Genomic DNA, 23,791 nt, shown 5'->3' on the forward strand with positions numbered 1-23,791 from the left:
CGGAATTTAAGGCCAGCGCAAAGCCTTCCTGCACGATAACGCCGTCTTGCCAGCCGTGGCAGCAGCTTAGGCGGGCAGCGTCACGATGATCGGCGCGCCATCGGTCGCGATCACAGTATGCTCAAACTGCACCACGGGCGCGTTCGGGTGGCTATAAAGGGTCCAGTCATCATCTCCGCGGTCGGCCCAGAACGCGCCCGTCGACAAGAAGGGCTCGACCGTCAGCACAAGGCCCTTTCCGATGCGGCGCTTCTCGCCGCGTTCGGGCCATGTCGGGATCTCTTCGGGGTATTCATGCAGGCTGCGACCGACGCCGTGGCTGGCCAAGTTGCGCACCAGCGTATAGCCGCGATCGGCGGCAAAGCGCCCGATCGCCCGCCCGATCCCGCCCAAAGGCCGGTCAGTGCCAACTTGCGCCACGCCGATATCGGTGGCGCGCTGGCCGTCTTGGCACAGCTTTACAAGGCGCGGATGTGCGGTGCCAAAGCAGAAGCTGGCGCCTGTATCGGCGAAAAACCCGTTTTTTTCGGCAGATACGTCGATGTTAACCAGATCGCCACGCTTGAAGCGGCGATTACCGGGGATGCCGTGGGCAATCGCTTCGTTGACGCTGATGCAGGTTGCACCCGGGAAATCATAGGTCATTCGCGGGGCGGATTGGGCCCCCTCGCGTTGCAGCAGCGCATCGCCAATAATGTCCAACTCGGCCGTGGTCATGCCTGGCTCGATGGCGTCTTTCATGGCGCGGACGGTGTTTGCAACGATCCGGCCGATCTCCATCATGCCGTCCAGTTCATCTTGATGCGTGATCGTCATTGGTCCCTCGCCTGCGCTAATTTGCATCATATTACCACCTTCTTTGCCCCATGTCCCGCTCGTCTCTGGCGCTTCTGGCGCTGAAATTCGCCGATCTCGCGCGCCCCCTTGCGAATCCAAAACGTTTTTGATTACCCTTGCGTCCGGAGGAGTGAGGACGATGGCGGGTTTGAAAGAACTGGCCGAAAGCCTCGGGTTATCGATTACGACGGTGTCCCGTGCGCTTGACGGCTATTCGGACGTTTCAGAAAAAACACGTTTGCGCGTAGTCGCAGCAGCGAACGCGGCGGGTTACCGCCCGAATGCGGCTGCACGCCGTTTGCGCCGCCAGCGTACCGATATTGTCATGATGCCGCTTCCCTCGACCGATGGTGAAATAGCAACGTCCCACCTAACGCGCGTGGTGGCTAGCTGTGCGCGCGACCTGCTGGCGCATCGCATCAACCTGATGATCGCGCCCGTCCCGTCCGAAGAAACCGAGCTGGAGCTGTGCCGCAATCTGGTCGACGGCCAGCGGATCGATGCCATGCTGCTGGTGCGGACACGGCGTAACGATCCGCGCGTCGACTTTCTGCTGGACCGCGGCATTCCCTTTGTCACCGACGGGCGCACCGAAAGCGCGCGCCCCCACCCGTGGCTGGACGGCGATGGCTTTTCCGCCTTCAAAACCGCGACGCAGCGATTCATTGCCGATGGCCATCTGCACATCGGCATGATTGGCGCGGACGAGAGCTTTTATTTCGCCCATGACCGCGCCGAAGGGTATCGCGCCGCGATGCGCGCGGCGGGCCGGCCCGAACTGATGGTGCAAGGTACGCTGAACGAGGCTGGCGGTTATGCCGCCGCCCGCCAGATCATGACCGGCCACGTGCCCCCCACCGCCATTTTGTGCGCGACGGATTCGATGGCTTTGGGGGCACTGGCCGCGTTGCACGAAATGGACAGCAACGTCGCCATCGTCGGCCACGACGATCTGGCCATGGGCGCCTTCAGTCAGCCCCGCCTGTCGTCGATGCGCATCGATACCGAGGATCAGGGCGCACGGCTGGCCGGGCTGCTGCTGCGTACCCTTGCGGGCGAGCCTGTGGCGGATCTGAACGAATTGCTTCCCGTCACCGCAGTTGACCGCGACAGTCATCTGCGACGGGCCATTTAATTTCACTTGAGGGAGGAAATCACTGTGAAAATCACCAAAACCACGAGCCGCCTTCTGGGCGGCGCTGCACTGGCCGGGCTGATGCTGGCGGGCGCTGCCGCCAGCGCCGAAACCATCTTCCTGTCGACGCAGCTGCGCCCGCTGGAAGAAGCGCAGGCCATGCGCGGCGACATTCTGAAGGGCGTGCCCGATGTGAACTACGTGGTGGAGGAGCCGCCGCAGTTCCCCATCCGCATGACCGCCGAAAGCCAAACCGGTCGCCACACGATCAGCCTTGTCGGCGCGCTGCACGGCGAGCTGGCCCCGCTGGCCGAACGCGATATATTCATGCCTTTGAACGATCTGGCCGCCGAACTGGCCGCCGCTGGGATGCCCCAATCGGTGCTGGATCTGGGCAAACTGGGCACCGATGATCAGGAATATATCCCGTGGATGCAGGCGACCTATGTGATGGCCGCCAAGAAAGAAGCGCTGGAATACCTGCCCGAAGGCGCCGACATCAATGCGCTGACTTACGAGCAGCTGATCGCTTGGGGTCAGGCCATGAAGGACGCAACCGGCGCCGAACGCATCGGCTTCCCCGCTGGCCCGAACGGCCTGATGGCCCGCTTCTTCGAGGGGTATTTCTACCCGTCCTACACCGGCGGCGTCGTGCGCAGCTTCCGATCAGCCGATGCTGTCGCCGGCTGGGAGGAATTCAAGGAGTTGTGGTCGGTCGTCACGCCGAACTCGACCAACTATGCCTTCATGCAAGAGCCGTTGCTGGCGGACGAGGTCTGGGTCGCGTGGGATCACGTTGCCCGCCTGAAAGAAGCGCTGAACGTCTTCCCCGAAGACTTCGTAACCTTCCCCGCCCCCGCAGGCCCCCACGGTCGCGGCTATATGCCGGTGATCGCGGGCCTTGCGATCCCCCAAGGCGCGCCCGATGTGGATGGCGCAACCGCCATCATCCGCCACCTGACCCAGACCGATACGCAACTGCTGACGGCTGAACTGGTGGCCTTCTTCCCGACCATGGAAGTCGACCTGCCCGAGGGCGGTGAAGATGGCGTTTCGCTGCTGGCCAGCGCCGTCAGCGCCACCCAAAGCGCGCCCGACGCACTGATTTCGCTGCTGCCCATCGGGCTTGGTGACAAGGGTGGGGAGTTCAACAAGGTTTACATGGACACCTTCCAACGCATCGTGCTGAACGGCGAAGACATCGCCGCCACACTGGCCGCCGAGGGTGACGTGCTGAACGCGCTGATGCAAGACACCGGCGCGCCCTGCTGGGCCCCCGACGCATCCAGCGAAGGCGCCTGCCCGGTCGAATAACACCTGAAAACCAAATGGCCCGGCCGCGTAAGGCCGGGCCGCTTCTTCCTTCCTCAACAGGGATAACCCCTCACGTGCAAACCAAACGGCTGACACCTTACCTGCTGATCTTGCCAGCCACGGCTTTTCTGGCCGTGCTGTTCTTGGTCCCGCTGGTTCAGACGATCTGGCTGGCTTTTTCGCAAGGGAACGCGCCGTCGATGGCGAATTTCCAGCGCATGGTCAGTGACCTGAACTTCAACACCGCCCTGCGCAACACGTTCTTGCTGACGTTGTTCGTTGTCCCCGTGCAAATCGCGCTATCGCTGGCGATGGGTTCGCTGGCGATGCATATCGGCAAGGGCCGCGAAACCATTTTGTGGATCTGGACCATCCCGCTGGGGATCTCGGATCTGGCGGCAGGCTTGGTTTGGCTGTCGATTTTGCAAAACTCGGGCTATCTGAACAGCTTCCTCTATGGCCTCGGCCTGATCGAGCGGCAGCAGGCGTGGTTGACCTACCAAACGCCGATCGCGCTGTTCTTCGGCATCGCTATGGCCGAGATCTGGCGCTCGACCGCGATTGTGATGATCGTCATCGTTGCCGGCATGAATCAGGTGCCCAAAGATTTCAACGAAGCCGCGCAGGTCTTCGGGGCCAGCCGCTGGACGCGCTTCACCAAGATCACGCTGCCGCTAATCCGCCCCGCGCTGCAGTCGGCGCTGATCTTGCGCACTGTCTTGGCATTCGAGGTTTTTGCCGTGGTCTACACCTTGGGCGGGCGTAACTTCCCCGTGCTGATGGGTGAGGCATACACTTGGCAAAACACAAACCAGAACTACGGGGTCGCGGCGGCCTATGCCGTGCTGATCATGGTGATCTCGCTGGTTGCAACCTTCGTTTACCTCAAGGCCATCAAGGTCGATCCGGAGCGTCTGCCGTGAGTGATATCCACCCCCTCAAACGCGCCCCGAAGTCACCGGCGTCGTTCCAAGGCGCGCGCAAATTCCTGTTCTGGGCCGCCATCGCCGCGCTATCGGCGTGGGTGCTGGTGCCGATCTGGTTTGTGGCACTGGGCGCTTTCGGCGGCCGCCGCGGCGTCTATACATGGCCCAAATCGGTCTTCCCGGGCGATCTGTCGTTCGAGCCCTTCCTGACCTTCCTGCAAACCGACGGGCTGATTGCCGCGTTCGGCAACTCGCTGCAGGCCGCTGGTATCACGGTCGTGCTGTCGGTTCTGCTGGGCGCGCCCGCTGGCTACGCGCTGGCCCGCTTTGCCTTTACCGGCAAGAACGCCTTCCGCCTGCTGGTATTGCTGACCCGCGCTTTCCCGCTGGCCATTCTCGCCTTGCCGCTGACGGTGTCGTTCATCAACATGGGCCTTTACGACACCGTTTTCGGCGTCGCACTGGTGCACACCGTTCTGGCCATGCCCTTTGCCGTGCTGGTGACCCAAGGCATCTTCATGGGCGTTCCGCGCGAGTTGGAAGAAGCCGCATGGGTCTTCGGTTGCTCAAAGTTTCAGGCGTTCTTGCGCATTGTCGTGCCGCTGGCCTTGCCCGGTTTGGCCGCGACAGCCGTTTTCGCCTTCGTCATTAGCTGGAACGAGGTCTTCGCCGCCTCGGTTCTGACGGTCTCGCACCGCACGCTGACGGCCTATCTGCTGACCGTTCTGGGTGAAAGCCCGCTGCACTTCCGCTTTGCGGGCGGGCTGCTGCTGATCTTGCCTTCGGTCATCTTCATCTTTGCGGTGCGCCGCTATCTGTTTGCGATTTGGGGGATTTCCTCGAAATGATGCCCCAACCCCATAAGGAATCCCGCCATGGCTGAGATCGTCATCGACAGCATTGCCAAATCCTTCGGCACCGCCGTTGCGCTGCGCGAAGTCTCGCTGACCATCAACGACGGCGAATTCGTCTCGCTGCTGGGGCCTTCGGGCTGCGGCAAGACCACGCTGCTGCGGATTATCGCGGGGCTGGAAACCGCCAGTTCGGGCGACATCCGTGTGGATGGCAAGTCGATCTTGGGGCTGCCGCCCAAAGATCGCGGCCTTGCCATGGTGTTCCAGAACTACGCCATTTTCCCGCATATGACGGTGGCCGAGAACATCGCATTTGGTCTGCGCATGCAAAAGGCCGACGAGGCCCGCGTGAAGGCGCAGGTCGGCAAAGCGGCCGAACTGCTGCACATCAGCCAATACCTCGACCGCTACCCGAACAAACTTTCGGGCGGGCAGCGCCAGCGTGTGGCTGTCGCACGCGCCTTGGCTGTCGAGCCCTCCGTACTGCTGATGGACGAGCCGCTGTCGAACCTTGATGCGCTGTTGCGGCTGGAAATGCGCACCGAGCTGAAGTCGGTTCTGCAAGAGGCAGGCACCACCACGGTCTACGTCACCCACGACCAGACCGAGGCTATGGGCCTGTCCGACCGTATCGCCATTGTTTACCAGGGTCGGATCGAGCAAGTCGGCACCCCTGTCGATGTCTATGACAACCCCGCGACGCGCTTTGTCGGCGGCTTTATCGGCAGCCCGCCTATGAACTTCATCACCATTCCGGTCGCGGACGGTGTGGCAGGCGGCCAACCCGTGCCTGCGGGCGTCAGCGGCGAAGTGGTGATGGGTCTGCGGGGCGAAGCCGTCACCCGCACCGAGGACACGAGCGGCCTGCCCCTGCAGATCAACGTCGTCGAACCGATGGGCGCCACGCTGCTGGTCACCGGCACGATTTACGGGCAAATGGTGCGGGTCAGCCTGCCTCCGCGCGACACCGTGGCCGCCGGCCAAACCATCTACCTTGCCCCCGACCCCACACGCCTCAGCTGGCTTTCCCCCGAAACCGGCATCGCTTATCAGTGAGTTCATAAATGTCTGATTTTCGTGCTATCGCGCGCGGCATTCTGCAAGACAACGACCGCGGCGGCTACACCGTGCCGACCGCGGGCCTTTACCCCTTTCAATGGAACTGGGACTCGGCTTTCGTCGCAATGGCCTTTGCCGAATTCGACGTGCCACGTGGCTGCCTGGAACTGGAACGCCTGATCGAGGGGCAATGGGATGACGGGATGATCCCGCATATCGTGTTCCACCAGCCCTCGGACAGCTATTTTCCGGGGGCTGATGTGTGGCGCACCAGCCACCGCATCCCGACGTCGGGCATAACGCAGCCGCCGGTTTTTGGCATGGCGGTCAAGGCGCTGCATGATTCAGGCGCGCCCGCCGAGCGGATCCGCCCGCTATTCCATGCCGCGCTGCGTTATCACCGCTGGTGGTACAGCGCGCGCGACCCCGAAGGCACCGGCCTTGTCGCGCTGTTGCACCCGTGGGAAAGCGGGTCCGACAACTCGCCCGCGTGGGACGTCGCCTTGGCGCGTGTGCCCACCACCACCACCACACCCGTGAAGCGCAAGGACACCGGCCACGTCGACCCCGCCATGCGCCCGCGTGACCAGGATTATCAGCGGTTCATCCATCTGGTCGACACCTATGCCGCCTGCGGCTGGGACGCAGCGGAACAATGGGATGCCGCGCCCTTCAAAGTCGCCTGCGTGCAAACGACAGGCATCCTGCTGGCGGCTGGCGAAGGGCTGCAGCAACTGGCCCGGGCCCTTGGCGAAGAAGCCGCCGCCGCTGAACTGGATGCGATGAACGCCCGCTCGCGCGCGGGGCTCGATCAGGCATGGTCGGACGCGGATAGCCGCTTTCGCTCGCTCGACCTGGTCTCGGGGCAGCGGGTCGCGGCGCCGACACAGGCCTGCTTCATCCCCTTGCTGGCGCTGGATTTGCCCGCCGCCCGCATGGCCGCAGCCGAACAGGAAATGCGCCGTTGGTGCGAGGGGATGCTGGTATCTTTCCCCACCACCCCGCGCGACTATCCGGGGTTCGAGCCTCGGCGTTACTGGCGCGGATCGGTCTGGCCCATCATCGACTGGCTGCTGGTGCAGGGTCTGCTGCGTAACAACGCCACAGCTCTGGCCGAGGACATCCGCCATTCAATCGTCACGGCGCTCGAGACGGCGGGCTTCTGCGAATACTTCGACCCGACAACAGGCGAGCCTTGCGGCGGCGGGCATTTTTCGTGGACAGCAGCGGCCTATCTGCACCTGTCTCAGCTGAAAATCACCCTGTCCACCGCCGCCTAAGGACGCGCCACGTGACCGATACGCCCCTCGCACCCACTGCGCTTCTGCGCGGCTTGTTCGATACTGCCGTCGCCGCCGCCGACCCGATGCGGTCGCTGGCGGCCTTCCTGCCCGAAAAACCACAGGGCGGCCGCGTCGTCGTGATCGGCGCGGGCAAGGCCAGCGCGCGGATGGCCGAGGCGGTCGAGGCGGCTTGGGGCCCTTGCGAGGGGTTGGTCATCACCCGTTACGGCTATGGGCGGCCCACAAAAGGCATCGAAATTATCGAGGCCGCCCACCCCGTCCCCGACGCCGCGGGGGCAGCCGCAACGGCGCGCATGCTTGACCTGCTGGGCACATTGCGCGAGGGCGACTTTGTCCTCGCGCTGATTTCGGGCGGGGCGTCGGCACTGCTGGCCGCGCCCGCGGCGGGTGTCAAGCTGGCCGAAAAACAGGCCGTCAACGCGGCGCTGTTGGCATCGGGCGCGCCTATCGGGCAAATGAACATCCTGCGCAAACACATCAGCCGCGTGAAGGGCGGGCAACTGGCCGCCGCGGCATGGCCCGCGCAAATGCTGGCGCTGATGATATCGGACGTGCCGGGCGATGCGCCGTCAATGATCGGGTCTGGGCCGACTGTTGCAGAAAGCTCGACCAGTGCCGACGCTTTGTCCGTCGCCGCGCGGTGGAACATCCCGTTGCCTGCATCCGTGCGCAGCGTGCTGACAGCGGGCAGCACCATCATTGCGCCGGGCGATCCGCGCCTTGGGCGTGTGACAAACACCATCTATGCCGCACCGTCGCAGTCGCTTGCCGCGGCGGCGTCTGCCGCGCAAGCACAGGGGTATCGCACCATCATCCTCGGCGACGCGATCGAGGGGGAAGCCCGCACCGTCGCCGCCGAACACGCAGCCGCAGCGCTGGAACACCAACGCGGCAACGGCGCAGGGCCGCTGCTTCTCCTCTCGGGAGGAGAATTGACGGTCACGCGCACGGGCAGCGGCACGGGCGGGCCGAACGCCGAATACTGCCTTGCGCTGGCGCTGGCATTGCAGGGCGCGCAGGGAATTTTCGCGCTGGCCTGCGACACCGATGGCGTCGATGGCGCAGCCGAGGTTGCGGGCGCGGTCATCACCCCGACCACATTGCAGCGCGCGGCGGCAGCGGGGATCGACGCAGCAGCAGCGCTGGAAAACAACGATGCGCACAGCTTTTTCGCGGCATTGAACGATCAGGTCATCACCGGTCCGACGCTGACGAATGTCAACGACTTCCGCGCAATTCTGGTTTTATAGGCGCGCCGGCAACCGGCTGATTTTGGTAGAAATTGCAAGCAGGCTTCCGAAATGGTGGCCGCCCGCGCCGCAAAAGTGCCGATCAGCCCATAATCCCCTGCGACTTCACGCCAATCCTTGTGCGGCTGGTGAGGTAGACCGCGAATTTGCTTGCCTTTTAATGCAATGCCCCTACCAATCCGGCACAAGCTATCAGCCTTATTCGAGATCTGTTTCATGCAGCCGATTCACCGCCGCGCGCTTCTTCAAACTGCCCTTGCCGGGGGCGCATTTTGCCTGTTGCCCATGGCCGCCAGTGCCTTGACAACCCCCACGCCAGACGCAGCCGAACCGTTTTCCTTCGACATTCTGAAGGAAATGGCCCGCACTTTGGCAGCCAGCCCGTATGTCCCGCAAGATATCCCCGACGCCGACGTGCTCGAGGAAGTTGACTACGACGAGCACAACCAGATCAGCTTCCGCCCCGAGGACACCCTGTTCCAAGATCAGGGCAACGCCTCGCCGGTGCAGATGTTCTTCCCTGGCAAGTTTTTCAAAAGCCCGGTGCGGATTTTTACCTTGCAAGACGGCCTCGCGCATGAGGTGAACTTCGCGCTGGATATGTTTGATATTCCATCCGGAAATCCTGCCGAGGGCTTGACGAATACCCACGGTTTTGCAGGCTTTCGGGTAATGGACGCCGAAACCAAACTGGACTGGATGGCCTTCCTTGGCGCGTCTTACTGGCGCACCTCGGGCTATTCAGGGCAGTTCGGGCTGTCGGTGCGTGGCCTTGCGCTGGACACCGCAATCAATGGCCCCGAAGAATTCCCCCTGTTCACCCGCTTTTGGCTGGAGCCTGCCGAAAACGGCGATCTGACCGCCTATGCACTGATGGAAAGCCCGCGCGCGACCGGTGCCTATCGCATCCAATCGCACCGCGACAATGGCGTTATCCAGCAGGTTTCGGCCAGTGTGTATCTGCGCGGCGATGTTGAACGCCTGGGAATTGCGCCCCTGACATCGATGTTCTGGTATGGCAAGAACAGCCGTTTTCTGGCCGCTGACTGGCGCCCCGAAATCCACGATTCCGATGGCCTGCAAATTCTGACCGGCAGCGGCGAGCAGATCTGGCGTCCGCTGAACAACCCGCCCCACACGATGGTCAACACGTTCCAAGCCCCCAACGTCCAAGGCTTTGGCCTGATGCAGCGCGAGCGGGATTTTGTGCAGTACCAAGACGATGGCGTGTTCTATGAAAAGCGCGCCAGCGTCTGGGTCGCCCCCGAGGGCGACTGGGGCGACGGCAACGTCAGCTTGGTCGAACTGCGCACGGACGACGAGATCCACGACAATATCGTGGCGTTCTGGCAGCCGAACGGCCCTGCCGCGGCGGGCAACAGCTACGACTTCGCCTACAAGCTGACATGGTTGGAGGACTCGCCCGCCACCACCGACGCCGCGCGCTTTATCGCGACGCGCGTAGGTGTCGGCGGCAACCCAGGCCAAGTCCGCCCCGAAGATACAGTCAAGGTCGTGTGTGATTTTGATGGTCACACGCTGACGGGCTTTGGGCGTGGCGACGGGGTGACTGTCATCGCCTCGGCATCGGGGGCGGTTGTTGGCAACGAAAGCGTCTATCCTGTGGTCGGGCAAGACTACTGGCGCGCGATGTTCGACATCGACTTTTCGGCGGTGGCTGAGGGCGATGACACGCCGATCGACGTCCGCATGTATGTCGCGCGCGAAGGCAGTGCCGAGACCGAGACCCTGCTTCTGCAGTTTTTCCCCTCGCAATTGCGAAAGCTGCTGGCCGCTGCCGCCTGAATTGACGCCCGCCGATAATCTCGGCGGGCGTTTTCGCTATTTGGCCGTATAGCCGCCATCGACCAGATGATACGATCCGGTGATGAAGCTGGCGTGATCCGACAGCAGGAACAACGTCAGCGCCGCTACTTCCTCGGGCTGGCCCAGACGGTTCAGCGCATGTTGGCTGCCCAGAAATGTCCTCGTGGCGTCGTCGGAATTCGCATCAAGCAGCGGCGTTTGGATGAAACCGGGCCCGACCGAGTTGACGCGGATATTGTCAACCGCGTGTTCCAGCGCGGCCGATTTGGTCAGCCCGACAACGCCATGTTTGGCCGCGACATAAGCCGATGAATTGGCAATTCCGACCGCGCCCATGACAGAAGCGATGTTCACAATCGCCCCGCCGCCGGCAGCTTTAATCGCGGGAATGGCGAACCGCATCCCCAAGAACACGCCGATCAGGTTGACATCGATCACCGACCGCCAGCTATCCACGGGATACGCGCCCACGGGGGCCGAGGCGCCACCGATGCCCGCGTTGTTGACGAAATGGTGCAGCGCACCGGTTTGGGCGACCGCAAATTCGACGGCGCGCTGCGCGTCATCCGCATTTGCGACGTTTCCTGCAAAGCCAAAGGCCTTACCGCCCGCGGCTACAATCTCGGCCGCGGCTTTATCTGCTGCGTCTTGCTTCAGGTCGGCGACAATCACCGTTCCGCCCGCAGATGCATAATCAGCCGCAATGGCCTTGCCGATACCCGACGCCGCGCCGGTAACGATGCCGGTTTTCCCGTTGAACGTGATTTCCATATCCATTCCCCTCATGTCGGGATCAAATCATGGCGGTATGCTATGGAATACGGATGTCGCTGTCTTTAGCGAAACGTGCACAGTAGCTGTGCAGGGCGGCAAATAAAAAAAGCGGCGGGAAAGTCCCGCCGCGTCAATATCTTAGTAGTCGCCGCGTTTCGGCCGATCAAAGCCGCCCGGGCGGGCGCTGCGCGGCGCGGGCTTGGCACCCTTTGCCCCGAAAGTCTTGCCTGCCGCCTTAAAGGGCGGCTTGGCGCCGGGTTTCCCGGCCGGTTTTGCACCCGTGCGCGCCTTATAGGGACGGACGGCATCGGGGTCGTAGCGCGGGGCATCGGCGCGGTCTTTACGACCAGCCTTGTCCGCTTCGCTCCAACGGGCCTTGATGCGGGTCTTGGGTGCAGCGCCTTCGACAGCTTCGGGGGCAGCAGCGCGCGGGGCGCTCGGCTTTTGGTCGCGCGGGGCATAATCTTCGCGCGGCGGGCGGGCCGATGTAAACTCGCTGCGGCGGGGCGCAGCAGGTTTGCGCGCGGGGCGCGGCGCGGGCGTGCCGCGACCTTCGGGAATATCGCCCTCGTGACGGGTCATGATCAGGCCGGGGGCCAATTCCATGGTGTCGCCAAAGCGCGGGGCAGCCGCGACGGCAATCTGCACGAAGCTGTCGTTTTCACGAATGCGGATCGCGCCGATGTCGTCACGCGTGATTGCGCCACCGTCGCAGATTTTGGGCAGCAGCCAGCGGGCTTCGGCACGATCGACATGGCCTGCCGACAGGCGGAACCATTGCGATGCACCAAATTCGCTGCGCGCGCGCGGCTCGGACGGGGCGCGCGGGGCAGCGACTTCCGACAGCTCCTCGGGGGTCGGGCGCGACGAACGCCACAGACGCACGAAAGCCGCCGCCAAATGATCGGCGCCAAAGCGGTCGAGCAGCGTGGCCGCGATACCGCTTTCCTCGCCAGCGGGGGCGTTCAGTATAGCATCGTCGAACATGCGCTGGTCATCGCGTGCGGCCACATCGTCGGCACCCGGGGCCTTGCCCCACTCGGCCTCGACATTCGCGGCGCGCAGGATGCGCTGTGCTTTCTTGTAGTCGGCGGGGGTGACGATCAGCGCCGAAACACCCTTGGACCCTGCCCGACCCGTCCGGCCCGAGCGGTGCAGCAGCGTTTCAGGGTTGGTCGGCAGATCGGCGTGGATCACCAGTTCCAGTCCGGGCAAGTCGATACCACGCGCAGCCACATCGGTCGCGATGCAGACTTGGGCGCGGCCGTCGCGCAGCGCCTGAAGCGCATGGCTACGTTCAGCCTGCGACAGCTCGCCCGACAAGGCGACGACCTTGAAACCGCGATTACCCATGCGGGCCAGCAGGTGGTTCACGTTCGCGCGGGTTTTACAGAAAATGATCGCACGTTGCGCTTCGTGGAAGCGCAGCAGGTTGAAAATGGCATTGTCGCGGTCGCGCACGGTGACCGACAGGGCTTGGTAGCTGATGTCGACGTGCTGACGCGCCTCGCCGCCTGCAACCAGACGCAGGGCATCTTTTTGGAAATCGCGCGCCAACGCCGCAATGCCCGAGGGCACGGTGGCGGAAAACAGCAGCGTGCGGCGGTCTTCGGGGGCGGCGTTCAGGATATATTCCAGATCTTCGCGGAAGCCGAGGTCGAGCATCTCGTCAGCTTCGTCCAGCACAGCCACGCGCAGACCCGTCAGATCCAACGAGCCACGGTCGATGTGGTCGCGCAGACGGCCGGGGGTGCCAACGACGATGTGGGCGCCCCGCTCCAACGCGCGACGCTCGGTCCGGTAGTCCATACCGCCGACGCAGGTGGCGATCACCGCACCCGCTTGGCCGTACAGCCATTCTAGTTCGCGCGCGACTTGCAGCGCCAACTCGCGCGTGGGGGCGATGGCCAGCGCCAAAGGCTGCGGCGCGTAGGACAGCTTGTCGCTGTCGCCCAGAATGTCGCGCGCCATACCAAGGCCGAAGGCCACGGTCTTGCCCGAACCGGTCTGCGCCGACACCAACAGGTCGCGGCCAGTGGTTTCGGGGGCAATTGCGGCGGTTTGCACGGCGGTCAGGCTTGCATAGCCTTTTTCGGCAAGCGCTGCTGCCAGCGGTGCCGGGATGTTCATGTCAGTCATTGTATCTGCTTATATTGAAGGGCTGCGCCAAATCGGGCCTCCCTCTCTGCGATACTATGCACATGCGGCGTATCTGCGGAAAACCGGGCCAGAAAGGGGCGCATACAAGGTTCGCGCGATAAGGCCAAGCGGTAATCCTGAAAAATTACGAGGCCCGCCGATTTTACGGGCCTCGCTGCAGCATTATTGCAGCGTGTCCAACTGCTCGAGGACGTAGTTCATGGCCGCGAAGGTCGTGGGATAGACATGGAACCGCGACATCGAGACGAACCTGTCGGCCTGCGCTGCGGGCACGAAATCGCGGTAGCCCGGCGCGATTTCGTCCAACTGCGCCATCAAACTCTCGCGCGTTTCGCCGCGGTCGGTGATGTGGGTCATGAAGATGTAGTCGGTGTCCAACCGCCCGACGATCTCGGGCGAGAAGTTGGCATCCTGCCGCCCTTCAGGCACCTCGTCCATAATCGCGCCGTGGGTAAAGCCCAGATCCTCAAGGACGGTCGACTGAGCGCCGTAGTTGCGGAACACGCGGATCTCGCCCGATTCCATGTTGGGCATGATGGCGATGTAGCTGGGCGCACGGCCATCGATGGTGAAACGGCCTTTCGTTTCGGCGATGCGCGCATCGTAAGCGGCCTTCAGTTCGTTGAAGCGGTCGCCCTCGCCCAGCCAATCGGCGAATTCGGCGTAGTTTTCCATTGGCGGGCGGCCATTCATCGGCTCGAACATGATGGTCGGGGCGATTTGGGCCAACTGGTCGCGGTATTCCAGCGTATCGCCGACGTTCGTGATGATCAGGTCGGGCTTCAGGGTCGCGATGCGCTCCATATCCAGATCGCCATGCACCGACGCCAGTTCGATCTGGTCGAACCCAAGGCCGTAAAGCTCGCGCGCCGAGCGGATGAAGTAGTTGCCGTCGTTATCGAGCCGCCCGCTAGAGCCGATCAGATTGGCCCCCAATTCGTGCGCCATGACGGTCGTCGTCCAGTCGTGCAGCGAGACGATGCGCTGCGGCGCGACCGGATAGGTCACCTCGTATCCGCTGTGGTCGGTGATTGTGCGCATCTCTTGCGCATAGGCGGGCATGGCGCAAAGCGCGGCAAGGCCAGCCAAAAGGGTGGATTTCATAAAGTTTACTCCTGTCTAGCGGAACGTCGTTGCCCCAGCCGTGCGGCAAGGATGAAAGAAAGCACCCCCACGACCGAGACCATGATCCCGGCCGAGACGATGATGGGCGAGAAAAGCGTACGGCCCAACGTGTCGGCCCACAGCAAGATCAGCCCACCCGCCAGCATTGCGGTGACCAGAACTTCGCCAGGCCGGTCGCCCACCAGGCCGCGCGCGATGTAGGACGACATCAGGCCCACAAATGCCACCGGCCCGCACGTCGCCACGACCGGCGCGGCAGCCGCGGCCGCCAGCACCACGAACAGCGCATAGGCAGGCCCCACGCGCAGGCCCAAGCTTTCAGCCGTTTGCGGGCCCAGCAGCAACGGCGCCAGCCAGCGGCTGACCAGCAGCACGCAAGGGATCATCGCGGCGCACCAGATGGCCATGAAACGCAAATCCCCCGCGTCGACCGAGGCCAGCGTCCCGCGCGACCACACCAGCAAGCGCGAGAACTGCATGGCCGAGCCTGAAACGAGGATGACCTCGACCACCGCGCCCAGCACGATGTTGACCGACAACCCCACCAGAATGATGCCGCCGCTTTGCAGCATCCGCCGCCCGAGGCCCAGCACCAGCAGCGCAACCCCCAGCGCCCCCACCAGCGCCACACCGCCAAGCGCCCCGACCGCGACGGCAGGCATCAGGAAGCTGGTAACCATCACCGCGACCGTCGCCCCGTCGGACAGCCCCAGAATACCCGGGTCAGCCAACCCGTTGCGCGAAACGACCTGCAGCAGATACCCAGACACCGCCAACATCGCCCCCGCCAGCACGGCCGCCAAAATGCGCGGCAGGCGGAACAGCGCGACGCTGCGCGCCTCGTCCGACCACTGATCTGCGGGGGTCGTCAGCGCAGCCCAGACATCGCCCAGCTGCGTCTGCATCGCGCCCATGTTCAGCGCGGCAAACATGCTGACCAACAGTGCGGCCACCAACAGCGGCAGCGCCACCAGAAAGCGCCGACTAAACGGCAGGCTAATGTTTGCGCCAAGGCGTAGAACGACGGTTTTGCTCATATCCGGCCTCCGCGCCGCGCCGCCGCCAGCACCAAGACCAGAAAGATCGTGCCCCCTGCCAGCCCCATAATCGTGCCCACATTCATCACACGCGGGGCCAGCGCGACCCGTGCCAGAATGTCGGCCGCTGTCAGCACTGCCGCCCCCCCAATCAGGTTGAGCCATAGCGCAAGGCGCCCCGTATCACCCACAAAGATCCGCACGATATGCGGCACGACCAGCCCGACGAAGCCGATCGGCCCCACCACGGTCACCGCGCTGACGGCCAGCACAATCGCGATCAGCAACGTCACGGCATAAACCGCGCGCACGTTTACCCCCATCACTGCGGCCTGATCATCGCCCAGCATCAGCACATCAACCGCCCGCGCGGCGAATGCCGCTGCTACAATGGCAACCACCCCCAACGGCGCCATTGGGATCAGCGCGACATAGTCGAAGTTGCCGATATTGCCGATCAGCCAACCAATCAGCGTGGTAAAGCGATCTGCGTCCAACGACACGACAAAGGTCGTCAGCGACGAAAACAGCGTCCCTATCATCGCGCCGGCCAACACCAGCGTCAGGCGACGGTCGCCCTGCCCGCGCAACAGATTGCTCAGGCCGAATGTCATCGCCAGCGCCGCAACGCCGCCCAGCAGCGCGGGCAAGAATTGCCACGCCCCGCCAAGCCAACCCAGATAAACCGACAGCACAACGAAATTTGTCGCCCCCGCGCTGATCCCCAGCGTCGAGGGGGACACCAGCCCGTTCTGCATGATTTTCTGCAGTAGATACCCCGACACAGCCAATGCGCCGCCCGCATAAAGCGCAACTACCAAACGGGTCAGGCGTTGTTTGATAACAACGACATGGCTGTAATTTTTGGGGTCATAGGCAAAAAACGCATCGGCAATCGTGCTGAAATCCATCGCGGCCGCGCCCAGCCACAGGTGCAGCGCGCACAGCGCAGCCAGAACTGCCGCCGCACCACAAAGGACCACCACCCGCATCATTCGGCCCATGTCAATCAAGCCGCATCGCGCTGCGTGGCACGTGGAAAACCGCGCCATGCGCGTGCACGGCTTGGGTGCGAACCCCAAAAACCTCGGCGACCAACCTCTCGTCCAGCACGGCGGCGGGCGCACCTTGCGCAACCAGCCGCCCCTGCGACAGCACCGCAACCTCGTCCGCATAGAGAGAGGCCTGTGTGAAATCGTGCAAAACCGCCACTACCGTCCGGCCCGCGCGCGCCAGTGCACGCGCTTTGTCCAAGATCCCGTATTGAAAGCGCAGGTCGAGGTATGTCGTCGGCTCGTCCAACAGCAAAACGCCGGTATCTTGCGCCAATGTCATCGCCATGCGGCAGCGCTGCAACTGCCCGCCCGACAGTGCGGCGGCGGGGCGGTCGGCCAGATCCTGCACGTCCATCGCCACCAGCGCAGCCTCGATCGCCGCATCGTCCTGCGCCGAGGCGCGCGAGAGGACGGTCTGATGCGCAAAGCGCCCCATTCCTACCAGCTCGCGCACACTCAGGTTGCCCGGAACCTGCCCCGATTGCGTCAGCAGCGCGACCTGCCGCGACAGCGCCTTGCGGGTGAACTGGGCCAGCGGCTGCCCATCCAGTACCACCTGCCCAGCTGCGGGTTTGATCAGCCCCGCCATCATCCGCAGGCTGGTGCTTTTGCCGCAGCCGTTCGGCCCGACGATGGCCAAAAACCGCCCCTGCGTGGCCGCCAGCGACAGATCAGACAGGATCTGATGCGATCCGATACGGTAGCCGACGTTCTGCAACGCCAGCGATGATGCGGAAATCATAGATCCGAAATCCGGTTTGCTGGTTTCATCTGTTGCGTTCACTACCACAGCTAAATCTTATAACAATAGTCAGGAATTGATTTTACCATATTTTTATTGCGAAGCGTGAAGTGATGATTGCAAATACGTCGCAAACACTACATTCAGCTAAAATGAGTATCCCAGACCGCCTTTCAGACAGAATTGCCGCCCTCGGCCCACTTTCACCCACGCTGGCGCGCGCGGTGGCCTATTTCGACCTGAACCGGGTCGCGGTGATCTCAGCCTCGGCGATCGATCTGGCCAACGCGATTGGCACATCTGATGCCACTGTCATTCGCGCCGCTCGTGTGTTGGGGTACGGGGGGCTGAGCGCGCTAAAGCGCGCGCTGGCCGCTGAAATGGCCGCCCGCAGCCCCGCACAAGACCTGCAGACAACACTAGACACACCGCGCGACAGCCTGTCCTGCGCCATGCGCGACGGGATTCTGGCGGGCCTTGGGTATATCGAGAGGTTGGCAGCCCCGCAGGCCGCTGCCGCCATGACGGCCATCGCCAGCCAGTTACATCACGCCAACCGTATCGCGCTGTTCGGCATGGGCCCAACCGCCGCGCTGGTTGACTATGCCGCCCAGCGCCTGACACGCGGCGGGCGTCGGGTCATCACGCTGACTGCCAGCGGCGCAGGCCTTGCCGATCAACTGCTGGCGATGCGGGCTGGTGACGGTGTGCTGGCCTTTTCGCACGGCGCGCCCTACCGCGAGGTTGATGTCGCCCTGTCGGAGGCCGCGCGGCTGGGCTGCCCCACCTTTTTGGCCACCGACAACGCGCAATCGCAGCTGATCCCCCGCGTGCAAGGTCACATCGTGATCGCCCGTCGCGGCAGCCACCGCGTGGCACTGAACACCGCAATTCTGGCCTTTATCGAGGCACTTGATATCGGTCTTGCAACTTTGGGACAGCAAGCCTCGATCGCGCAGTTGCAGCGGTTGGAGGGGTTGCGCCATGCGCTGGCGCGCGCTGACGGCCTTCCCCCGAGCAGAAAAGACAAGCCCTAGCGCCGCTTTTGCGCCGGCGCGGACTTTCTGCTATGGGGCTGCAAACGCGCCAGCCGCAGGATCACGCATGCAGAACACTCGCTTTACGGGCTGGCAGGCCCGCCCCTCACGCAGCATCGTCATCGACACGCCGACGCTGGACCGCAACCTCGCACACATGCAGGCGGCGGCAGGATCAGCCGCGGTCTGGCCGCACATCAAAACCCATAAATCGCCCGAAATTGCGCGCCGCCAGCGCGCCGCTGGCGCCACGGGCCTGACATGCGCCCTGCCCGAGGAAGCGCTGGCCATGCTACACGCAGGGCTTGGCCCCGTCACGCTGGCCCGCCCCGAGGTTGACCCCAACCAGCTGCGCGCGCTGATGCCCCACGCCCAGCGCGGCGCGGTGCGGTTCACTATCGATCACCCAGCGCATATCGCGGCCATCGCGGCTATCGCCAGCGGCCCCGTGGATCTGCTGGTGAAAATCGACGTCGGCCTGCACCGCATGGGCATCGCGCCTACGATAGCGGCGTTGCAGGCGTTGGTTGCCGCGATCCCATCGCCGCTGCGCTACGCCGGGATTCTGTCGCACGCGGGGCACAGCTACGGCGGGGCCAGCCTTGATGCCATCCGCCAGATCGGCGCGGCCGAGGTCGAGGTGATGCGCAACTTGGCCGCCGCCGTTCCCGCGCAAGGCGAGATGGTTGTTTCTATCGGCGCGACCCCGACCCTGCTGGCGGGGCAAGACCTGCACAGCATCACCGAAATTCGCCCAGGCAACTACGCGCTGCTGGATATGACAGCGGTCGGCCTTGGCGTGGCGACGCGCGACGATATTGCCATGGCGGTGGTCGCCACGGTCATCGGCGTCGGCGCGGGGCGCGTTGTGATTGATACGGGGTCGAAGGTGCTATCGTCCGACCGCGGGGCCCATGGCACATCCGCCGTCACCGGCTATGGCGAGGTTTGGCTGGATGGCGCGACGGCACCCCTAACGTTGCAGCGCCTTTCCGAAGAACACGGCGTTGCAGACAGCCACCCCGATGTGGCATGCGATATCGGGCAAAAAGCGCTGGTGCTGCCGAACCACGCCTGCCCCGTGATGAATTTGGGCGGCGCCTTTACGCTGCTCCCCGCGGGCCAGACGCATTTGGCCCGCCCCACCAGTCCCGAAATTGCGCGCCAGCGCATGATGAATGGCCGATGACATGACGCAATCCGATCTTCTTTTGAACCCCCGCGACGAGGTGGCGATGCGCAAGCGCCTGTTGCAGGTGTCGCTGGGGCGCCTGCCCGCCGACCGCATCTTGCGCGTCGGCCGCTTGTTCGAGGCGGGCACTGCCACGTGGATGGAGGACGCCGAGATTGTGATTTCCGGCCGTCGCATCGCCTTTGTCGGCCCGCGCGGCAGCTATACCGGCACTGCTGCCGAAGTGATCGAGCGGCCCGACCTAGCCGCCGTCCCCGGCTTTGGTGAAGTGCACAAGCATATCGAATCCAGCCACCTGACCCCCGAATACGAAGCTGCGCTGACCATTCCCCGGGGCTGCACCTGGACGTGCGAGGCCAGCCACGAATATTCGAACGTGAACGGGGCCAAGAACTTGGAGTTCTGGCTGACCGCGCGCGCTGCCGGATCGCCGCTGAAAATCTTTCCGCTGCCGGGGTCAGCTGTGCCCCCCACCGCGTGGGAATATGGCGGCGGCTATTTTGGCAAAGACGAACAGGCGGGCTTTATGGCGAACCCGATGGTCGCCGGTCTGGACGAGGTGATGGACTGGCCCGCCGTTTGCAATGCCGACAACCCCAGCCACGACCGTCTTTGGGGCATGATCGAGGCCACCATTGCCGCGCGTGGCGTGGTCGAGGGGCATGCGGCAGGCATCAAAGACATTGCCAATATCAACGCTTTTGCGGCAGCGGGCCTTGCGTCCGACCACGAAAGCTGGACGGCCGAGGAAGCGTGGGACAAAATCACCCGCGGCCTGTTTCTGGAAATCCGCGTCCATTCCATGCCCGAGATCGTCAACGGCTTGCTAGAGCGCGGGCTGACCGACTGGTCGCAGGTGGCCTTCGCCACCGACGACCGCTCGGCATCTGATACGTTGAAGTTAGGGGGCACCGACCACAACGTGCGCACCGCCATCCGCGCGGGGCTGTCGCCCGAAAAGGCAATCCAGTGCGTGACGATCAACCCCGCCCGCCACATGCGCCTGCAGGCGCATGTCGGCCTGATCGCTGCCGGTCGCTATGCCGATATCGTGCTGCTGTCCGATGTCGCCGACCTGCAAATCGCCGAGGTTTGGGCCGACGGCCTGCCCGCATCCAAGGGCACCGAATATATCGGCACGCTGCCCGCCATCGATTGGCCCGCATGGGCGCGCACTTCGGTGCATATCAACCGCGAAATCACCGCCGCCGATTTCGCGCTGCACCATGATGGCGATGTGGCGAATGTGGCGCTACTGCGCCCCTTCCACTGGGCGCCCGACTTTATCCGCGACCAGCTGCCCGTGGTGGATGGCGAAGTGCAGCGCGATACCGCGCGCAACATCACCAAATTCGCCATTATCGACCGCCACACGGGCGCTGCACGCGTGGCCAAGATGTTCTGGCTGGGCACCGGCCCTGCCACGCCCGACACAGCTGTCGGCTGCACGGTTGCGCATGACCAGCACAATTTGTGGATCGTCGGCTCGTCCGACGCGGCGATGGCCATGGTCGCCAACCGTATGCGTGAAACGCAAGGCGGCTGGGTGCTGGCCTCGGGTGGGGAAATCCGCGCCGAAGTCCATTATGAAATCGGCGGGCTGATGACCCACCGCCCCGCCGAGGCCCTGCACGCTGATATGGAGGCCTTTTACGTCGAAGCCAACAAGATCGACTGGATGTACGAGCCGACCTACAGCCCGCGCTGGTACCCCGGCTTCCCCGAGCGGTTGCAGTTCGCCACCCTTACCTGCGCGCCGTGGGCTTGGGCATTGGTCGCGCCATCGGATGAGATCCCGCAGGGATTTGTGAATGTCCAGACGGGCGAGACGCACAAAGTCGTCTGGTAAACGAAAACGCCGGGGTCATCTCCCGGCGTTTTTTATGCGGCGCGCTTGACGCCCAGAAGGCGCCCCACCACCACGGCGGGAACGCAGCAGGCCAGACTGAACAACGCCCCCATCTTTGCCGCATCCTGCATCGGCCCCGCCGGAAACGCGACCGAGGCCACGAATAGCGCCACCGTAAACCCGATGGCAGCAACAACGCCCACTACCGGCAAATCGGCCATGCGCATCCCGTCCGGCAATCCCAGACGCAGCACGCGCGCCGCGAACCAGCCAAACAGCGTGATCCCCAACGGCTTGCCCAGCAGCAGGCTGAACAGCACTGTCCATGTCAGGGCTGAAATCGCGCCGAATTCCACCCCCGCGTTCACCAGACCGAACAGGAGCAAGATGATCTGCACTGGAACCTTCAGCGCGTGTTCGATGGTATTGAGCAGGTCGGTGTTATAGCGCTCGACCTCGGCAAAGACGCCGAAATCCTGACCTGCGTGCGGGATCGTGACCACGATCGGCAGCAGGCCCAGCGCAGGATGCAGGCCAGCGCGGTAGAACGCGTACCAGCTGATCATGCCCGCAATCAAATACGGCCAGAACGTCAGGTGCTTGCGCACCCATGTGGTCGCAGCGCGCGCCGTGTCACGGTCCGTCCGGCGGGGCAGCCAGTTTGCCAGTAAATAGACCGCAACCGCCGCAAGCACCGAGAGCAACAGCCAGGCCGGCGCAATCTCGCCCGAGGGGTAGAAGATCGCCAAAATCGCTAGCCCGCCCGCATCGTCGGCAATCGCCAGCAGCAGCAAGAACCCGATCGCCGGGTGCCGTGCGCCAAATACAATACGACCGACCAAATACGAAAACGCGATATCGGTCGCCGTGGGTACCGCCCAACCACCCGCCACCGCAGGCAAAATGCCCAGTGCAGCCGACAGGCCCAAATAGACCGCAACCGGCCCTAGCATACCGCCCAGCGTCGCAATCAGCGGGGTCAGCGCCTTGCGCCCGCGCAGCGCCCCGTTTGGCATGACGACGGCTTCCCAGACCTCTTTCGCGGCCATGGCAAAGAACAGCGCCATCAGCACGTCGTTAATCAGGAAATGCAGCGTCAGCACGCGCACGGCCACGCCGCTGTGCATTTCCAACACACCGATGGGCGCGCCGACCCACAGCGGTGTTTCCACAAAATGATGGTAACCCAGCGGGGCCAGATTGGCCCATAGCAGCGCGATCACTGCGCCCCCGACCAGCAGCAGCGAATACTGGGCTATGAAATTCCAAATACGATACATCGCCGTTCTCTCATGGTTCGGCTGCCACCTAACACCCGCGCCCGCGCGATCGAAAGCAATAATCCACCACCTGCCGTGAAAGTCACACGCGGTTGTGAACTTGCACCGCGACCGGCGCGCCGCCATGATGCGCGCACCAATGAATGGGAAATTGGGCAGCCATCCGGCCGCCGTCAGAGGATTGAATGGAAGAACAATTATTCACCCGACATCGCTTCGAGATCCGCCGCAGGACCCTGAGCGTGTTGGAAAAGACGCGGTTGACGCCGAACATGATCCGCTTCGTGATGGGCGGCGCCGATCTGGAGGGTTTTGAAAGCCCTGCCCCCGACGATCACATCAAGCTGGTCTTCCCCGTCGCGGGCGAAGAAAAACCCGTGATGCGTGAATATACCCCGCGCGCCTATGACGCCGCCGCGCAAACGCTGGTGCTGGATTTTGCCGTCCATGATGCCGGCCCTGCCACGCAATGGGCGATTGATGCAAACGTCGGTGACACACTGACCATCGCCGGCCCGCGCGGATCGGCCGTTCTGTCGCCGGTGTTTGACTGGTATCTGCTGATCGGCGATGAAACTGCCTTGCCCGCCATGGGACGCTGGGTCGAAGAAATGGCTGCGGGCACGCAGGTCATTACCTTGGGGCTGGTAACCGATGCCGCCGAGGAACAGCAGTTCACCAGCAAAGCCGCCCTCGACGCCCGCTGGCTGCACCGCCCCGATGCGACCGATGCCGCGCCCGTGCTGGACGCCGTGGCCGCCATCGATCTACCCGCTGGGCGCGGCTTCATCTGGATGGCCGCCGAAGCCAAGGTTGCCCGTGCGCTGCGCGACCATTTCCAACACGACCGCCAGCACCCGCTGACCGATATGAAGGCCGCAGGATACTGGACGCAGGGCCAAGCCGACACCAGCGACAAGGCGATGTAAGGCATTTGCATCACGCCTTGTGATCCCCTAGTGAAAGTGCGGCAAGCCAGTCCAGCCAGCCGCATGTTCAATGTCAGGGCGGCCCCGCGCCGCCGCTAGGAAATC

Annotated in this window: 20 protein-coding genes; 12 read left to right on the top strand and 8 right to left on the bottom strand. The window is 63.6% G+C overall.

Translation table 11 applies throughout. The features are described 5' to 3' along the window. Window positions 1-66: 66 nt before the first annotated feature. Complete coding sequence (gene map / locus BVG79_RS06210; protein ID WP_085786120.1) at window positions 67-816, bottom strand: type I methionyl aminopeptidase; 750 nt, start codon at window positions 814-816, stop codon at window positions 67-69. Window positions 817-976: 160 nt separating this feature from the next. Between map and BVG79_RS06215 the strand changes: the two genes are divergently transcribed. From BVG79_RS06215 to BVG79_RS06250, 8 genes are all read left to right on the top strand, one after another. Beyond that, window positions 977-1,972, top strand: a complete 996-nt coding sequence (locus BVG79_RS06215; protein ID WP_085786121.1) for a LacI family DNA-binding transcriptional regulator — start codon at window positions 977-979, stop codon at window positions 1,970-1,972. A 24-nt stretch (window positions 1,973-1,996) separates the two neighbouring features. Beyond that, a complete protein-coding gene (locus BVG79_RS06220) occupies window positions 1,997-3,286 on the top strand; it encodes an ABC transporter substrate-binding protein (RefSeq protein ID WP_236951437.1) in 1,290 nt (429 codons plus the stop codon). 74 nt (window positions 3,287-3,360) lie between these two features. Continuing rightward, entirely contained in the window at window positions 3,361-4,209 is an 849-nt protein-coding gene (locus tag BVG79_RS06225; protein ID WP_236951438.1) for a carbohydrate ABC transporter permease, read from the top strand. Next, complete coding sequence (locus BVG79_RS06230) at window positions 4,206-5,060, top strand: carbohydrate ABC transporter permease (protein WP_236951439.1); 855 nt, start codon at window positions 4,206-4,208, stop codon at window positions 5,058-5,060. The genes BVG79_RS06225 and BVG79_RS06230 overlap by 4 nt, the downstream gene beginning before the upstream one ends. A gap of 27 nt (window positions 5,061-5,087) precedes the next feature. Beyond that, window positions 5,088-6,122, top strand: a complete 1,035-nt coding sequence (locus tag BVG79_RS06235; RefSeq protein WP_085786123.1) for an ABC transporter ATP-binding protein — start codon at window positions 5,088-5,090, stop codon at window positions 6,120-6,122. An 8-nt stretch (window positions 6,123-6,130) separates the two neighbouring features. After that, window positions 6,131-7,405, top strand: coding sequence for an MGH1-like glycoside hydrolase domain-containing protein (locus BVG79_RS06240; RefSeq protein ID WP_085786124.1), 1,275 nt, complete (start codon window positions 6,131-6,133; stop codon window positions 7,403-7,405). A gap of 86 nt (window positions 7,406-7,491) precedes the next feature. Further along, on the top strand, window positions 7,492-8,679 hold the full coding sequence (locus BVG79_RS06245; RefSeq protein WP_157115721.1) for a glycerate kinase type-2 family protein: 1,188 nt from the start codon (window positions 7,492-7,494) through the stop codon (window positions 8,677-8,679). Window positions 8,680-8,979: 300 nt separating this feature from the next. Beyond that, complete coding sequence (locus BVG79_RS06250) at window positions 8,980-10,485, top strand: OpgD/OpgG family glucan biosynthesis protein (protein ID WP_236951440.1); 1,506 nt, start codon at window positions 8,980-8,982, stop codon at window positions 10,483-10,485. A 36-nt stretch (window positions 10,486-10,521) separates the two neighbouring features. On the opposite strand, the gene BVG79_RS06255 is transcribed toward BVG79_RS06250, so the two are convergent. From BVG79_RS06255 to BVG79_RS06280, 6 genes are all read right to left on the bottom strand, one after another. Then, on the bottom strand, window positions 10,522-11,277 hold the full coding sequence (locus BVG79_RS06255; protein WP_085787288.1) for an SDR family NAD(P)-dependent oxidoreductase: 756 nt from the start codon (window positions 11,275-11,277) through the stop codon (window positions 10,522-10,524). A gap of 141 nt (window positions 11,278-11,418) precedes the next feature. After that, a complete protein-coding gene (locus BVG79_RS06260; RefSeq protein ID WP_085786127.1) occupies window positions 11,419-13,419 on the bottom strand; it encodes a DEAD/DEAH box helicase in 2,001 nt (666 codons plus the stop codon). A gap of 183 nt (window positions 13,420-13,602) precedes the next feature. Continuing rightward, window positions 13,603-14,544: an ABC transporter substrate-binding protein gene (locus tag BVG79_RS06265; protein ID WP_085786128.1), complete on the bottom strand. Its 942-nt coding sequence runs from the start codon at window positions 14,542-14,544 to the stop codon at window positions 13,603-13,605. A gap of 5 nt (window positions 14,545-14,549) precedes the next feature. Next, on the bottom strand, window positions 14,550-15,602 hold the full coding sequence (locus BVG79_RS06270; protein ID WP_085786129.1) for a FecCD family ABC transporter permease: 1,053 nt from the start codon (window positions 15,600-15,602) through the stop codon (window positions 14,550-14,552). Continuing rightward, window positions 15,599-16,597: a FecCD family ABC transporter permease gene (locus BVG79_RS06275; protein WP_198167823.1), complete on the bottom strand. Its 999-nt coding sequence runs from the start codon at window positions 16,595-16,597 to the stop codon at window positions 15,599-15,601. The genes BVG79_RS06270 and BVG79_RS06275 overlap by 4 nt, the downstream gene beginning before the upstream one ends. 10 nt (window positions 16,598-16,607) lie before the next feature. After that, on the bottom strand, window positions 16,608-17,399 hold the full coding sequence (locus BVG79_RS06280; protein WP_085786131.1) for an ABC transporter ATP-binding protein: 792 nt from the start codon (window positions 17,397-17,399) through the stop codon (window positions 16,608-16,610). Window positions 17,400-17,551: 152 nt separating this feature from the next. Between BVG79_RS06280 and BVG79_RS06285 the strand changes: the two genes are divergently transcribed. The 3 genes from BVG79_RS06285 to BVG79_RS06295 all read left to right on the top strand — a co-directional run bounded on the left by BVG79_RS06285 (window position 17,552) and on the right by BVG79_RS06295 (window position 21,477). Then, window positions 17,552-18,436 (top strand): MurR/RpiR family transcriptional regulator, encoded by an 885-nt coding sequence (locus BVG79_RS06285; protein WP_198167824.1) that lies wholly within the window; start codon window positions 17,552-17,554, stop codon window positions 18,434-18,436. Between the two features lie 67 nt (window positions 18,437-18,503). Further along, the gene (locus BVG79_RS06290) at window positions 18,504-19,625 is read left to right on the top strand and encodes an alanine racemase (RefSeq protein ID WP_085786133.1); all 1,122 of its coding nucleotides are present in this window, start codon (window positions 18,504-18,506) and stop codon (window positions 19,623-19,625) included. A 1-nt stretch (window position 19,626) separates the two neighbouring features. Continuing rightward, window positions 19,627-21,477, top strand: a complete 1,851-nt coding sequence (locus BVG79_RS06295) for an adenine deaminase (RefSeq protein ID WP_085787289.1) — start codon at window positions 19,627-19,629, stop codon at window positions 21,475-21,477. A 32-nt stretch (window positions 21,478-21,509) separates the two neighbouring features. On the opposite strand, the gene BVG79_RS06300 is transcribed toward BVG79_RS06295, so the two are convergent. Further along, window positions 21,510-22,757, bottom strand: coding sequence for a Na+/H+ antiporter NhaA (locus tag BVG79_RS06300; protein WP_085786134.1), 1,248 nt, complete (start codon window positions 22,755-22,757; stop codon window positions 21,510-21,512). A gap of 185 nt (window positions 22,758-22,942) precedes the next feature. On the opposite strand from BVG79_RS06300, the gene BVG79_RS06305 reads away from it, so the two are divergent. Further along, a complete protein-coding gene (locus BVG79_RS06305) occupies window positions 22,943-23,686 on the top strand; it encodes a siderophore-interacting protein (RefSeq protein ID WP_085786135.1) in 744 nt (247 codons plus the stop codon). Window positions 23,687-23,791: the final 105 nt, after the last annotated feature.

Source organism: Ketogulonicigenium robustum (assembly GCF_002117445.1).
In the GTDB taxonomy this organism is placed as follows: Bacteria; Pseudomonadota; Alphaproteobacteria; order Rhodobacterales; family Rhodobacteraceae; genus Ketogulonicigenium; species Ketogulonicigenium robustum.